12 protein-coding genes are annotated in these 14,930 nt (G+C 68.0%); 10 read left to right on the forward strand and 2 right to left on the reverse strand.

Features of this window, described 5'->3' with window-relative positions; all coding sequences use genetic code 11:
- Positions 1-222: 222 nt before the first annotated feature.
- Positions 223-1,209, forward strand: coding sequence for a hypothetical protein (locus tag RS83_RS10355; protein ID WP_052679070.1), 987 nt, complete (start codon positions 223-225; stop codon positions 1,207-1,209).
- Between the two features lie 155 nt (positions 1,210-1,364).
- Here RS83_RS10355 and RS83_RS10360 read toward each other — a convergent pair whose 3' ends face one another.
- Positions 1,365-2,729 (reverse strand): glucose-6-phosphate dehydrogenase, encoded by a 1,365-nt coding sequence (locus tag RS83_RS10360; RefSeq protein WP_045279465.1) that lies wholly within the window; start codon positions 2,727-2,729, stop codon positions 1,365-1,367.
- A gap of 51 nt (positions 2,730-2,780) precedes the next feature.
- Between RS83_RS10360 and RS83_RS10365 the strand changes: the two genes are divergently transcribed.
- The 3 genes from RS83_RS10365 (at position 2,781) to rplL (ending at position 5,724) form a co-directional block, all read left to right on the forward strand.
- Positions 2,781-4,574, forward strand: coding sequence for a glycoside hydrolase family 15 protein (locus RS83_RS10365; RefSeq protein ID WP_045279466.1), 1,794 nt, complete (start codon positions 2,781-2,783; stop codon positions 4,572-4,574).
- 235 nt (positions 4,575-4,809) lie between these two features.
- A complete protein-coding gene (rplJ, locus tag RS83_RS10370; RefSeq protein ID WP_045279467.1) occupies positions 4,810-5,298 on the forward strand; it encodes a 50S ribosomal protein L10 in 489 nt (162 codons plus the stop codon).
- Between the two features lie 48 nt (positions 5,299-5,346).
- Positions 5,347-5,724 carry a 50S ribosomal protein L7/L12 gene (gene rplL / locus RS83_RS10375; RefSeq protein WP_042539579.1) on the forward strand — a complete coding sequence of 126 codons (378 nt, stop codon included), beginning with the start codon at positions 5,347-5,349 and terminating at the stop codon, positions 5,722-5,724.
- Between the two features lie 112 nt (positions 5,725-5,836).
- Here rplL and RS83_RS10380 read toward each other — a convergent pair whose 3' ends face one another.
- On the reverse strand, positions 5,837-6,841 hold the full coding sequence (locus RS83_RS10380) for a LacI family DNA-binding transcriptional regulator (RefSeq protein WP_045279468.1): 1,005 nt from the start codon (positions 6,839-6,841) through the stop codon (positions 5,837-5,839).
- 285 nt (positions 6,842-7,126) lie between these two features.
- Here RS83_RS10380 and RS83_RS10385 point away from each other — a divergent pair, with 285 nt between their 5' ends.
- The 6 genes from RS83_RS10385 (at position 7,127) to RS83_RS10410 (ending at position 14,914) form a co-directional block, all read left to right on the forward strand.
- On the forward strand, positions 7,127-8,440 hold the full coding sequence (locus tag RS83_RS10385; RefSeq protein WP_045279469.1) for an ABC transporter substrate-binding protein: 1,314 nt from the start codon (positions 7,127-7,129) through the stop codon (positions 8,438-8,440).
- Between the two features lie 103 nt (positions 8,441-8,543).
- Positions 8,544-9,683 (forward strand): carbohydrate ABC transporter permease, encoded by a 1,140-nt coding sequence (locus RS83_RS10390; protein WP_045279470.1) that lies wholly within the window; start codon positions 8,544-8,546, stop codon positions 9,681-9,683.
- Complete coding sequence (locus RS83_RS10395) at positions 9,680-10,639, forward strand: carbohydrate ABC transporter permease (RefSeq protein WP_045279471.1); 960 nt, start codon at positions 9,680-9,682, stop codon at positions 10,637-10,639. The genes RS83_RS10390 and RS83_RS10395 overlap by 4 nt, the downstream gene beginning before the upstream one ends.
- Positions 10,640-10,760: 121 nt before the next feature.
- Positions 10,761-12,227, forward strand: a complete 1,467-nt coding sequence (locus RS83_RS10400) for a cystathionine beta-synthase (RefSeq protein ID WP_045279472.1) — start codon at positions 10,761-10,763, stop codon at positions 12,225-12,227.
- A 68-nt stretch (positions 12,228-12,295) separates the two neighbouring features.
- The gene (locus RS83_RS10405) at positions 12,296-13,450 is read left to right on the forward strand and encodes a cystathionine gamma-synthase (RefSeq protein WP_045279473.1); all 1,155 of its coding nucleotides are present in this window, start codon (positions 12,296-12,298) and stop codon (positions 13,448-13,450) included.
- Positions 13,451-13,549: 99 nt separating this feature from the next.
- Entirely contained in the window at positions 13,550-14,914 is a 1,365-nt protein-coding gene (locus RS83_RS10410; protein ID WP_419760979.1) for a multidrug effflux MFS transporter, read from the forward strand.
- Positions 14,915-14,930 lie beyond the last annotated feature (16 nt).

The following is a 14,930-nucleotide window of genomic DNA, read 5'->3' on the forward strand; positions in this document are numbered from 1 at the left end:
CTCGCCCTCTCTGCGCCGAGCGGCCCCCTTTCGTGCGAGCCACCCCTTTGTGTCGGTCTCGAACGGGCCGGTTCGCAGGCAAAGGGGCCGCTCGGCAGGGGTGAGGGGGAGAAGGGTGAGGCTGCCTGAGCTCTCCTGCACGTTTGGGAGCAGAGGGGAAGGTATGCACAGGGGGCGGTCGGGGAGGGAGTGCGGCGTGAGTGCGCGGGGCAGGATCTGCGGATGCGCCACGCGACCGTCGACGAGATAGCGGACATCCTCATCAGCAGCCGAAGGCTCAACGCCGAGGGGTGGACCTCACGAACGCTCCGCTCGGCGATCGATGCACGACGGTTGCATCGGGTGCGCCGGGGGTGGTTCGTCGAGCACGTGCGGTGGGTGAGTCTCTCTCCGGAGTCGCGGCACAGGGCGGAGGTCGTCGCGGCCGCGCTTTCGTCAGCCGGCAGCGAGCCGATCTTCTCGCATGCGTCGGCCGCCGTGCTCTGGGGTCTGCCGCTCTACCGGCTCCGGCCCGAGCGGGTCCACGTGCTCACGCCACCCGATCACCGGCACAGCACCCAGGGCATCCTGCGGCATGAGGGGGCGTTGCCGGATTCGGACATCGTCGAGCTGGACGGCATCCGATGCACCTCGCTGGCGCGCACCGTATTCGATGTCGTCCGCACGGTCAGCGGCGAGGCGGCGCTCGCCGTCGCGGATGCTGCGCTCGCATCGCTCGGCGGCGAACCGTGGGACTACGACGAGAATGCAGCCGACGCTCTGCTCGGTGAGCTGGCGATCCGCGCGGGCAGACCGGGAGCGCGCGGCATCCTGCAGGCACGACGGATCGTCGAGCTCGCCGACGGACGCGCGCAGCTGCCGCTCGAGAGTGTCACCAGGTATCGCCTGCATCAGCTCGGCTTCGCGCGTCCTCGCCTGCAGGTGCCGATCGAACGGGACGGGGCCTCGAAGTATTGGATGGACATCGCGCTCGACCAATCGCACACCTTCATCGAGTGCGATGGGCGCGAGAAGTATCTGAACGCCGAGCTTCGAGGCGATCGATCAGCCGACGACGTCGTGCTCGCCGAGAAGATGCGCGAGGACTGGGTGCGAGGGACGACGGGATGGCGGGTCGCGCGTGTGATGAGCGAGCACGTGCGGACGCTGGATGCTGCGGAGTCGCACTTTCGCGCCGTCGGGTTGTTCGCCCGCCGTCGCTCCGCCTGATGAGCCCAGCGCCGACCCGGCCCTTTCCGACCGAGCGGGCCCCCTGCGCGCGTGCAACAGGGGGCCGGGTCGCACGAAAAGGGGCCGCTCGGCAAAGGAAGAAGAGCAGAGGGAAGAAGGGGAAGGGGAAGAAGGGGAGAGAGGGGAGAGGGGGATCAGGCCAGGGCGGGCCAGGATGCGGGGCCGGGGGAGCCTGCGACGTACTCCTCGAGCGGCACCTCGCCGCGGCGCCATGCCTCGAGGATCGGTGCGACGATCCGCCAGCACTGCTCCGCGGCGTCGCCGCGCACGGCGAGCAGCGGGTCCCCGTCGAGCACGCCGGACAGTACTTCGGCGTAGGCCTTGAGGGCGCCCTCGCCGAGCTCGGCCGACAGGGTCGCGCGTTCCAGCTCGAACGGGTCCTCCGCGGCGTTCAGGTTCAACTCGAGCGAGATGCGGTCGGGGCCGAGCGAGAAGCGCAGCACCGCGCCGTCCGCGGAGCCGGTCAGCCCGGTCGGCACGTGTCGGACGGGGCGGAAGCGCACGATGATCTCCGTCGCCGGCGTGCCGAGCGCCTTCCCTGAGCGCAACCGGAACGGCGTGCCAGCCCAGCGGCTGTTGCGCACCTCGAACGTCGCTTCGGCGAGGGTCTCGGTCTGCCGGTCGGGATCGACTCCCGGCTCGTCGACGTACGACGGCTTCGCCACGCCGCCGATCGTGCCGGCCGTGTACCGCGCCCGGCGAGAGGATGCCGCCGGGTCATCGCCCCACACCGTGGTCGCGCGCAGCACGGCGCTGGTCGCCGCGCGGAAGTCGACCTCGTCGAGCGTCGTCGGCTCCTCCATCGCCAGCACGGCGAGCACCTGGAGGAGGTGGCTCTGGATCATGTCGACCAGCGCGCCGGCGGAGTCGTAGTAGCCGGCGCGTCCCTCGAGCGCCAGCGATTCGTCGTAGACGATGTCGACCGACTCGATGCTCTCCGCCGACCAGAGCGGTTCGAGGATGCGGTTGGCGAAACGCGCCCCGAGCAGGTTGAGGGTGGTCGAACGACCGAGGAAGTGGTCGACCCGGAACACCTGACTCTCCGGCACGAGCGCCGTCAGCGTCCGGTTCAGGGCCCGTGCGCTCGCCTCATCGATGCCGAAGGGCTTCTCCATGACGAGCATCGCCCCGTCCGGCAGCATGTCGGCTGTCATGGCCGACACGGATGCCGCGGCGACCGCCGGCGGTACGGCGAAGTAGAGCGCGACCTGCCCGGTGCGGTCGTGCAGCAGCGCGCGCAGGTCGTCGGGCTGCGTGATGTCGGTGCGCACGTAGGTCACGTCCACGCGGGCGGCGGCATCTTCGGCGTCCATCGTCGCGAACGCGGTGCGGACGACGGCCTCGAGGTCGGCGCCGGTCCAGTCCTCACGGTCGGCGCCGACGATGCGCACCGCTCGCGAGGGCTCCCTCGTCAGCAGCTGTCCCAGCGCGGGAAGGAGGAGCCGGGAGGCGAGATCGCCGCCGGCTCCGAAGATCACGAGCGTCGTCGCTTCGGCCATGATTCCACCGTAACTCGTCCTTCCCCGGGACGGGCATGTCAGAATCAGGCGATGCCTGCTCCGATCGAGGACTACGCCCTGCTCAGCGACTGCCGCACCGGGGCGCTCGTCTCGCGGGACGGCAGCATCGACTGGCTCTGCCTGCCGCGCTTCGACGCGCCGTCACTGTTCGGCGCGCTGCTGGGAGAACCACGCAACGGATGCTGGAGCCTGCGCCCGCTCGATGCGGCCGCGACCTCGCGACGGCACTACATCTCGGACACCTTCATCCTCGTCACCCGCTGGGAGAGCGCGACCGGGATCGCAGAGGTGCACGAGTTCATGCCGCTGCATCCCACGCGCAGCGATGTCGTTCGCCGGATCGTCGGAATCTCCGGGCAGGTGGAGTTCGTCACCGAACTGCGGCTGCACTTCGACTACTCCCGCCGGCTGCCCTGGGTTCGGCAGGTGGGCACTGGGGAGGAGCCTGCGCTGCACGCGACCGCCGGCCCGGAGGCGGTGATCGTCCGCGGCGTGCGACTCGTCGCCGAGGACCACATGCACCGGGCGACATTGACGGTCGCAGCCGACGAGGTCCGCGACCTGACGCTCAGCTGGTTCCCCTCGCACGAGCATTCGCCGAAGCCGCTCGACGTCGACGACGCGATCGCCGCCACGCGCTCGTGGTGGCAGGGATGGGCGAGCGGCATCCAGCATGAGGGCTCGTATCGCGCTGAGGTCGTCCGCTCGCTGCTCGTGCTCCGGGCGCTCACCAACAAGGACACCGGTGGCATCGTGGCCGCGGCGACGACGTCGCTGCCCGAGGAGTTCGGCGGCTCGCGCAACTGGGACTACCGCTTCGTCTGGCTGCGGGATGCCGCGCTGACCCTGGAGGCACTGATCGCGCACGGCTTCCTGACGGAGGCGCATCATTGGCGGCGATGGCTGCTGCGCGCGGTCGCCGGGGAGCCGAAGGAGGTGCAGATCATGTACGGGATCGCGGGGGAGCGCGATCTCGTGGAGCGCGAGCTCACCAGCCTGCCCGGCTACGAGGGCGCCGCGCCGGTGCGCATCGGCAACGGCGCGGTCGACCAGTACCAGGGCGATGTGATCGGCGAGGTGCTGGTCGCACTGGAATCCGCCAGGATCGCCGGCCTCGAGGAGGGCGACTTCTCCTGGCCGCTCCAGCGTGCGCTCATCGAGCAGGTGATCGCGTCGATCGATCGTCCGGATAACGGCATCTGGGAGATCAGGGGCGAACCGCAGTGGTTCACGCACTCCCGGGTCATGATGTGGGCCGCGCTCGACCGCGGCGTCCGCGCGGTGCGGGAGCACGGACTCCCGGGCGATGCCGACCGGTGGGCTGCGGTCCGCGACGGCCTGCAGCGCGAGATCGACGAACGCGGAGTGGATGCCGAGCAGGGGTGCTTCGTGCAGCACTACGGCTCGACCGAGGTCGACGCCTCGCTGCTCGTGCTCCCGCAGGTGGGCTACTGCCCGCCGGACGACCCGCGGATGCTCAGGACCGTCGACCGGATCGAGCGCACCCTGCTCACCGGGGGATTCCTGCGGCGGTACCGCACGGAGTCCGGGGTCGACGGGCTCGCCGGGGGCGAGCATCCCTTCATCGCGTGCAGCTTCTGGCTCGTCGAGCAGTATGCGACGAGCGGGCGCAGCGACGATGCCCGCGACCTGATGGCGCGGCTGATCGCGATGTCGAACGACCTCGGCCTGCTGTCGGAGGAGTACGACGTCGAGCACGCTCGGCAGGCGGGCAACACCCCGCAGGCGCTCTCGCATCTGAGCCTCATCCGCGCAGCCGACGCACTCGCCGGTCATGGAGGTCGTGCCGCCCACCGGCAGTGACCTCGCCTGATTTGGGGGAGGCGAACGGGTGGGGTAGAGTGATGGCAACCGAAGACCGCTGGTCATCGTCGTGTGCGCAAGTGCACGAAGATCGAAGCTCTGCACCGCAGGGGCCCGCGCAGGACACGAACTTTCCAAAGCTCCGTGCGCTTGCGCCGGAGCTTTTTCGTTTGCAGTCGGGTCGAGGTCGGCGCCCCACCACCGTGAGGCGCCTCGTACACACCAAGGAGTGACCATGGCGCAGAAGGATGCATCGGTTGCCGAGCTCACGAAGTCATTCGAGAACTCGTCCGCCGTTCTGCTGACCGAGTACCGCGGTCTGACGGTTGCCCAGCTCAAGGAGCTGCGCAACAGCATCCGTCAGGACGCTGAGTACGCCGTGGTGAAGAACACGCTGACCAAGATCGCCGCCAACAAGGCTGGCATCACCGCGCTGGACGACGACCTCAAGGGTCCGTCTGCCGTCGCGTTCGTGCACGGTGACTTCGTCGCCACTGCCAAGGCTCTTCGTGACTTCGCCAAGGCCAACCCGCTTCTCGTGATCAAGTCCGGCATCTTCGAGGGCAACGCGCTCTCCGCCGACGAGGTCAACAAGTACGCCGCGCTCGAGAGCCGTGAGGCTCTGCTGGCGAAGGCTGCGGGCATGATGAAGGCGACGATGGGCAAGGCTGCCGCGACCATCGACGCGCTTCGCGAAAAGCTGGAGACCGCAGAGGCCGCGTAAGCGACCTGCGATCTCGTCTACAAACCCCATCTATCTAGGAGATACATCATGGCTAAGCTCACCACTGAGGAGCTGCTCGAGCAGTTCGCCGGCCTGACCCTCGTCGAGCTCAACGACTTCGTCAAGGCGTTCGAGGAGAAGTTCGAGGTCACCGCTGCTGCACCCGTCGCCGTTGCCGGCGCAGGTGGAGGCGCTGCTGAAGAGGTTGAGGAGAAGGACTCCTTCGACGTCATCCTCGAGGCTGCTGGCGACAAGAAGATCCAGGTCATCAAGACGGTCCGCGAGCTCACCTCGCTCGGCCTCGGCGAGGCCAAGGCTGTCGTCGACGGTGCTCCCAAGGCCGTGCTCGAGGGCGCGAACAAGGAAGCTGCCGAGAAGGCGAAGGCTGCTCTCGAAGAGGCAGGCGCCACGGTTACCCTCAAGTAATCGGATTCGGGTCGGAGCGCAGCGCGCATCGACCTGAGCGTCTCGACGCTGTATCGAAGGCCCCGGGTTCGCCCGGGGCCTTCGTGCGTTCCCTGGTCGGCGGGCCGCCTGCTCAGCGGGGCGCGGCGGTCGAACTGCGCACCACGAGTGCGGATGCCGCTGACACGTGCTCGAGCGGAGCATCCGCGTCGGCCATCTGCCCCGTCAGCAGACGAACGGCCTCATGGCCCTGCTCGCGTGGGGACTGCCCGATCGTGGTCAGTGCGAACATCTCGGCGTGCTCGTGATCGTCGATGCCGACGACGCTGAGTTCCGATGGGACGGCGATGCCGAGCCGTCGCGCAGCGATCACGGCTCCGATGGCCGCCTCGTCGCACACGCCGACGATCGCGGTCGGACGGTTGCGACGGTCGCCCAGCATCCCGGCGGCAGCGGCGTACCCGCCGGGCATCGTCGGTGCGGCGTCCACCACGCGGATGTGCGCCGTCAGTCCGGCGGATTCGAGCGCGCCACGGTAGCCGTCGAGGCGCCGCCCATCGCCGAAGCTCAGATCTGCGGCATCGACCTGCCCGCCGATGAACGCGATGTCGGCATGGCCGAGCTCGATCAGGTGCTCCGTGGCGATGCGGGCCGCTGCCACGTCGTCGATCGACACCGAGCTCGAGCCTTCGTTGTACGGCCCGACGCTCACGAGCGGGCGACCGGTGCGCTGCAGCTGCTCGAGCTCGAGGGCACTGGGCTGGATGCCGACGGCGATGATGCCATCGAAGCGCCGGCGGGGGAGCACGCTCTCGAACAGGCGTGCCCTGGCCGACGAGCGCTCCGGCACACCGTAGAGCGACAGGTCGTAGTCGAGTGCGAACAGCGACTCCTGGATGCCGGCGAGCAGCTCTGCGAAGAACCACCGGTCGACCGGCGGCATCACGACTCCGACGGTCTGCGTGCGTCCGGTCGCGAGGCTCGTGGCGGAGGAGTGCGCGATGTAGTCGAGGGCGTCGGCCGCATCCTCCACGCGGCGACGCGTCGCTTCGGCGACGTAGCCGCGGCCGGTCAGCGCGCGACTGGCGGTGGCCTTCGAGACGCCGGCGCGCTCGGCGACATCCGCGATCGTGCTCATCGGTCCTCCTCGACCTGGCTGCGCATGCACGTCTGCGTGTCGCCGCAGCGGCACGCGGAGTCAGCGTAGCTTGCCGTGACGGAAAAAGGAACCGGTTCCACAGTCGGATTCTGAGAGCGCTCCCATCCGCCGAGGTCCATGTGCGTGAAAGGTTGCGAGCTTGTGATGTTCTCGTATTGTGCGGGGGCGTGGGAGCCAAGTAGGTTTGCCTGGAATCGGTTCCCGATCCGCGCCGGGGGTGGCGTCGGAGGAGGTAGGGGCCGTGAACTCGAAGAGGAGAATCACATGGGTCTTTCGCAGCGTTCCAGGCGGTATGCGCCGATCGCTCTGCTGGGGGTCGCGGGCATCGCTCTCGCCGGTTGCGGTGCTCCGGGCGGCGCGCCTTCGGGTGGCGGCGGAGGTGACGACGAGACGGTCACCATCTACGGCACGATCGTCGACGACGAGGCGAAGCTCCTCGCGAAGTCGTGGGCCGACTTCGAGAAGGAGAACGGCATCAAGATCAAGTACGAGGGCAGCCAGGACTTCGAGACGCAGCTCGGTACGCGCGCTCAGGGCGGCAACCCGCCCGACATCGCGATCTTCCCGCAGCCGGGTCTGTTCGCCGACTACGCATCGCGTGACCTCCTGAAGCCCGCCCCCGATGCCGTGAAGAAGAACGCGGAGGAGGGGTGGACCCAGGGCTGGGTCGACTTCGGCACGTATGACGGCACGTTCTACGGCGCACCGCTGATGGCGAGCGTCAAGGGCTGGGTCTGGTACTCGCCGACCAAGTTCAAGGAGTGGGGTGTCGAAGAGCCCACGAGCTGGGACGAGCTGCTCACCCTCACGAAGACGATCCAGGAGAAGAGCGGCAAGGCACCGTGGTGCGCCGGCTTCGAGTCGGGTGTGGCGACGGGGTGGCCCGGAACGGACTGGATCGAGGATCTCGTGCTGCGCAACGCCGGCCCGGACGTCTACGACCAGTGGGTCAAGAACGAGATTCCGTTCACCGACCCGCAGATCAAGGCCGCCTTCGATGCCACAGGTGAGGTCCTGCTCAACCCGGCGTACGTGAACGCCGGATTCGGCGACGTTCGCTCCATCAACTCGACCGCGTTCGGTGACGTGGCTCCGGCTCTGGCCAAGGGCGATTGCGCACTGACGCACCAGGCCTCGTTCCTCTCGGGCTTCTTCCCCGAAGGGACGAACATCGCCGAGGACGGCGACGTCTGGGCGTTCCTGCTGCCGAGCAAGAGCCCGGACGAGACGTTCATCACCGGTGGTGGCGAGATCGTCGGTGCGTTCAGCGACTCCGAGGCGACGCAGAAGGTTCTGGAGTACCTCTCCAGCCCGGAGTGGGCCGACAGCCGCCTGGCACTCGGCGGCGTGACCTCTGCGAACAAGGGCGTGAACATCGACGCTGTCGAGAACCCGATCCTGCAGGAATCGATCAAGCTCCTCCAGGACGACTCGGTGACGTTCCGCTTCGACGGTTCCGACCAGATGCCCGGCGCGGTCGGCTCCGGCACCTTCTGGAAGGGCATGGTCGCCTGGATCAACGGCTCCTCGACGGACGACGTCCTCGCGCAGATCCAGACCGGTTGGCCCTCCAGCTGATCCGATGAGGAGGGCCGCCCCACGGGGCGGCCCTCCTTCTCGCACCCGGTTCGCGCATGGCCGCGCGGGCCGCTGATCAGCTCCGTCTCATGAAGGGGATTCCATGAACGCGACTGTGTTCTTCCAATGGATCGGGGCACTGCCGCCGATCCTGCAGGCCGTCGCCGTGGTCATCGCATTCGCGGTGGTCGTGGTGATCATCCTGCTTCTCGTCGATATCGCTCCGCGCCGGGGCGCGCTCTACACCTGGGTGCGGCTGGCGATGTGCCTGCTCATCCCGCTGGCGGTGATGTGGTTCTTCAACTCCTACTACTGGGCTATGGGAGTCGCCGTCCTCGTCGGCGCACTGTTCTTCTTCCTCGACTACCGCTCGCGCGACGGAGCCGGATATCTGATCCAGCTCGTCGCCTTCATGGCTCCAGCGATGCTCCTGCTCCTGGCCGGCCTCATCCTGCCGTCGATCCAGACCGTCTACGCGTCCTTCTGGAACTCGACCGGCAACGATTTCGTCGGGCTGTCCAACTATCTCTGGATCTTCACGCAGTCGGACGGCGTCACGTCCGTGATCAACACGATCGTGTGGGTCCTGCTCGTGCCGACGCTCTCCACGATCATCGGTCTCGCCTACGCGGTGTTCATCGACAAGACCCGCGGCGAGAAGGTCTACAAGCTCCTGGTCTTCATGCCGATGGCGATCTCGTTCGTGGGCGCGAGCATCATCTGGCGGTTCGTGTACGCCTACCGCAGTGCCGAGTTCGAGCAGATCGGTCTGCTCAACCAGATCCTGGTCTGGTTCGGCGGCGAGCCGCAGCAGTTCCTCCTGAACGGCCCGTGGAACAACCTCGCCCTCATCGTCGTGCTGATCTGGGTGCAGACCGGTTTTGCCATGGTCGTGCTCTCGGCATCCATCAAGGGCGTCCCCCAGGAGCTGCTCGAAGCCGCGGAGCTCGACGGGGCGAATGCGTGGGAACGCTTCCGCTCGGTGACGATTCCGTCGATCCGCCCGGCGCTCATCGTCGTCCTCACCACGATCTCGATCGCCTCGTTGAAGGTGTTCGACATCGTTCGGACGATGACGGGTGGAAACTACGGGACATCGGTTCTCGCCAACGAGATGTACACGCAGTTCTCGAAGTTCGAGGCGGGACGCAGCGCTGCGCTCTCCGTCATCCTGTTCATCCTGGTGCTGCCGATCGTCATCTACAACGCGCGCCAGATCAAGAAGCAGCGGGAGATCCGATGACCGACACCGTGAAGTCAGAGTCAGCGACCAGCACGAGGGCGATCACGACCGGCGGCAGGTTCGAAGCATCCGCCGGGCGTGCACGCAAGCGTCTCAGCCGACCGTGGGCGACCGTCGCGTCGATCGTCATCGCCGTGCTGTGGACCATTCCGACGGTCGGCCTGTTCATCTCGTCGTTCCGCGAGCGGGACGCGATCGAGACGACCGGCTGGTGGACGTTCTTCACCAACCCGCAGCTGACGCTGGACAACTATGCGGCCGTGCTGCAGTCCGGCACCACCCAGCTGACGATCCTGGAGTCCTTCTTCAACTCGATCGTGATCACGATCCCGGCCACGATCATCCCCCTGATGATCGCGGCGATGGCGGCGTACGCCTTCTCGTGGATCGAGTTCAAGGGACGCAACGCGCTGTTCATCTTCGTGTTCGCGCTGCAGATCGTGCCGATCCAGATGGCGCTGGTACCGCTGCTCTCGTCGTTCTCACGAGGGATCAACCTGTTCGGACTCCCGGTGACCCTGGGGCTCGACGTCGCAGGCGGCTATGCCCAGGTCTGGTTCGCCCACACGATGTTCGCACTGCCGCTGGCGATCTACCTGCTGCACAACTTCATGTCGGAGATTCCCGGTGAGATCATCGAGGCGGCTCGCGTCGATGGTGCATCGCGCGGTCAGATCTTCTTCCGAGTCGTGCTGCCGCTGACGATGCCGGCGATCGCCTCGGTCGCGATCTTCCAGTTCCTCTGGGTCTGGAACGACCTGATCGTCGCGCTGGTGTTCGCCGACGGCGCGGCCTCGCCGATCACGAAGGTGCTCGCCGAGATCACCGGTCGAGGCGAGGGATGGTACCTGCTGACGGCCGGTGCATTCGTGTCGATCATCGTGCCGCTGATCGTGTTCTTCTCGTTGCAGCGCTACTTCGTGCGAGGGCTGCTGGCAGGATCCACGAAGGGCTGACCGTTCGACAGGCTCAGGGACGCAGTGGTGGTCCACGGGTCGTGACGGATTCGATCAGGACGGATGCCGCGACGGGTGCAACACATGCCCGCCGCGGCATTCGTCCACGTACCCTGAAACCATGAAGTACGCAGACTCGATCGTCGACCTGATCGGCGACACGCCCCTCGTGAAGCTCCAGCACGTCACCGAGGGCGTCGAGTGCACGGTGCTCGTGAAGCTGGAGTACCTGAATCCGGGCGGCTCCTCGAAGGACCGCATCGCCTCGCGCATCATCGATGCGGCCGAGGCATCCGGTGCGCTGCAGCCCGGCGGCACGATCGTGGAGCCGACCAGCGGCAACACCGGCGTCGGACTCGCCCTCGTCGCGCAGCAGCGCGGCTACCGGTGCGTCTTCGTCGTGCCGGACAAGGTCGGCGAAGACAAGATCGATGTCCTGCGCGCCTACGGCGCCGAGGTGGTCATGACCCCGACCTCCGTCGCACCGGACAGCCCGGAGTCGTATTACAGCGTGAGCGATCGGCTCGTCACCGAGATCCCCGGCGCGTTCAAACCGAACCAGTACGACAACCCGAACGGTCCCCGCAGCCACTACGAGACGACGGGGCCGGAGATCTGGCGGGACACCGAGGGGACGATCACGCACTTCGTCGCCGGCGTCGGCACTGGCGGCACGATCACCGGCACCGGCCGCTTCCTGCGCGAGGTCTCGGACGACCGGGTGCGCATCGTCGGGATCGACCCGGAGGGCAGCGTCTACAGCGGTGGCACCGGGCGCCCGTACCTCGTGGAGGGCGTCGGCGAGGACATCTGGCCCGGCTCCTACGACCCGACCGTGCCGCACGAGATCGTGGCGGTCGGCGACGCGGAGTCCTTCGCGATGACACGGCGCCTCGCCCGCGAGGAGGGCATCCTGGTCGGCGGATCCAGCGGCATGGCGGTGGTCGGCGCACTGCGCATCGCGCGTGATCTGCCGGCGGATGCCGTGATGGTCGTGCTGCTGCCGGACGGCGGCCGCGGCTATCTCAGCAAGATCTTCAACGACGGCTGGATGCGGTCGTACGGCTTCAGCGAGGTCGAGGACGGGGAGACGGTCGCCGATGTGCTCGCGGCCAGGGCCCTTCGACAGGCTCAGGGACCCAGGGGGGCGGCTCAGGGGCCCAGGGGCGCGGCTCAGGGACCCAAGGGTGCGAAGGCGGGGGAGTGGGGGCAGACGACGGGAGCAGGCATCCCGGATCTCGTGCACGCGCACCCGACCGACACGGTGCTCGAAGCCATCGGGATGATGACCGAGTACGAGGTCTCGCAGCTCGTCGTGCTGAGTGCCGAGCCGCCGGTCATGATGGGTGAGGTCGTCGGCACCGTCGACGAGAAGCACCTGCTCGACCTGCTGTTCCGCGGCGAGGCGAAGCCCACGGATGCCGTCGGCGAGCACACCGGGGAGCGGCTGCCCTTGATCGGCATCCACGCCTCGATCGCAGATGCTCGCGCTGCACTGGCCGACGCCGACGCGCTGCTGGTCACCGAGGGTGGCAAGCCGCACACTGTGCTCACCCGTCAGGACCTGCTGGCGTACCTGTCGCGCTGATCCCGGGGATCGGACGCGCGGCGTAACAGGGGCGCCACGCCCCCTGAGCCCGGTCGTAGGCTGGACAGATGTCCGAGCATGCTTTCGCCACCCGAGCCATCCACGCAGGGCAGACGCCCGACCCGATCACCGGGGCGATCATCCCGCCGATCTACCAGGCCTCCACGCACGTGCAGGACGGCATCGGCGGACTTCGCGACGGGTACGAGTACAACCGCTCGGGCAACCCGACCAGGACGTCGCTCGAGACGCAGATCGCCGCCCTCGAGGGTGGTGAGCGTGCGCTGTCGTTCGCCTCCGGCCTCGCGGCGGAAGACGCACTGCTGCGCGGCATCCTCAAGCCGGGCGACCACATCCTGCTCGGCAACGACGTCTACGGCGGCACCTACCGCCTGCTCACCCGGGTGCTCGCGCCGTGGGGCATCGAGACGACCACCGCTGAGCTGGGTGACCCGGAAGCGATCCGTGCGGCGCTTCGCCCCTCGACGAAGATCATCTGGCTGGAGACGCCGAGCAACCCGCTGCTCAAGGTCGTCGACATCGCCAGGCTCGCCGAGATCGCGCACGCAGCCGGTGCCCTGCTGGTCGTCGACAACACGTTCGCCTCGCCCGCGCTGCAGCTGCCGCTGTCACTCGGCGCCGACGTGGTCGTGCACTCCACCACCAAGTACCTCGGCGGGCACTCCGACGTGCTCGGCGGTGCGCTGGTGTTCGCCGACGACCGCTTCGTCGAGCAGGTAAAGTTCCAGCAGTTCGCCGTCGGTGCCGTGTCGGCGCCCCTCGACGCGTGGCTCACCACCCGCGGGATCAAGACGCTGGCGGTGCGCATGCGCCAGCACTCCGAGAACGCGCAGGCGATCGCCGAGTGGGCGGCATCGCGGCCGGAGTTCGACGGCGTCTACTACCCGGGGCTGTCGTCGCACCCGGACCATGAGGTCGCAGCGAAGCAGATGCGGGGCTATGGCGGGATGCTCTCGCTGGCACTCGCCGGCGGCGCCGCGGCCGCGCATGCGTTCGCCGAGTCGACCGAGATCTTCCAGCTCGCCGAATCGCTCGGCGGTGTGGAGTCGCTCATCGGATACCCGGCGGAGATGACCCACGCCTCGGTCAAGGGAACCGCGCTCGCCGTGCCCGAGAACGTCATCCGTCTCTCGGTCGGCATCGAGGATGTGTCGGACCTGCTCGCCGACCTCGAACATGCACTGGGGCGCATCGCGCGCTGACCCTCGCCCCACACGGAGGTGCAGCGGCCGCGAGGCGGCGGTAGCATGGATGCTTTGCCGCTCGAATCGATTCGAGACCCCGAACTCCGGAAGGACCTCGTGTCCGACGCTCCACGCACCAGCCCGATCCCCACGGTCACGCCGACCGAACGCACCGCCACCGGCAGCATCCGCGTGCCGTCAGCGACCGGTGCGATCCGCACGCTCGGCTCGAACCCGGCGACCGCGCCGATCATGCTGCATCCGGGCGACGCGATCCCCAACCGCCGCCGCGTGCTCTACATCGTGCTGCTGGGCGCCCTCACGGCGCTCGGGCCGTTCACGATCGACCTCTACCTGCCGGCCTTCCCGGTGCTGGAGGAGGATTTCCAGACGACGGCAGCCGCGATCCAGCTGACGCTCACCGGCACCATGATCGGCTTCGCGATCGGCCAGCTCGTCGTGGGCCCGTTGAGCGACAAGGTCGGCCGCCGCATCCCGTTGATCGTGGTCACGGCGCTCCACGTGCTCGCGAGCGTCGCCGCCGCCTTCGCGCCCACCCTCGAGCTGCTCAGTGCGGCCAGGGTGATGATGGGCGTCGGTGCCGCAGCCGGTGGTGTCGTCGCGATGGCGATCGTCCGTGATCTCTTCGGCGGTCGCCGCCTCGTCGTCATGCTGTCTCGGCTGGCGCTGGTCTCCGGCGTCGCCCCGGTGATCGCTCCGCTGATCGGCTCCTGGCTGCTCACGCTCATGCCCTGGCGAGGCATCTTCGTGGTGCTCGCGGCGTACGGCGTGCTGATGCTGCTCTCGACCGTGCTCGTCATCCCGGAGACCCTGCCCGTCGCGCGGCGTGGCGAGCGTGGCGGCGGGACCGTGCTGCAGCGCTACCGCTCGGTGTTCTCCGACCGGGTGTTCATCGGCGTGCTCATCATCGGCGGCATGACCTTCTCGGGCCTCTTCTCCTACCTCTCGGCATCGCCGTTCCTGTTCCAGCAGACGCACGGACTCGACGCCCAGCAGTACGGACTGCTGTTCGCCGTGAACTCGCTCGGTGTGGTGCTCGGCGTGCAGACCGCCTCCCGGCTGGCCGCGCGCTTCGGCCCGCAGTGGGTCATGGCGTACTCGACAGCCGTGCTGCTGCTCGCCGGCATCGCGATCGTCGTCACGGATCAGCTCGGGCTGGGCCTGTGGGGCACCGTCATCCCGCTGTTCGTGTTCATGACGGCGTGCGGATTCACGTTCCCGAACGTGCAGGTGCTCGCGCTCGACCGGCACGGGAAGGCGGCCGGCACCGCGGCATCCGTCCTCGGCGCGGTCAACTTCGGGGTCGCCGGGCTCATCTCGCCGGTCGTCGGATGGATTTCGAAGGACGCGGGCATCACCGCCACGACCATGGCATCCGTCATGGTCGGCTGCGCCACGATCGGTCTCCTGTCGCTCTGGCTGATCGTGCGTCCTCGCACCGTCGGCATGCTCACTCCCTGACTGCACAGGCTTCATC

The organism is Microbacterium oxydans, from assembly GCF_000956525.1.
Taxonomy (GTDB): domain Bacteria; phylum Actinomycetota; class Actinomycetes; order Actinomycetales; family Microbacteriaceae; genus Microbacterium; species Microbacterium oxydans_A.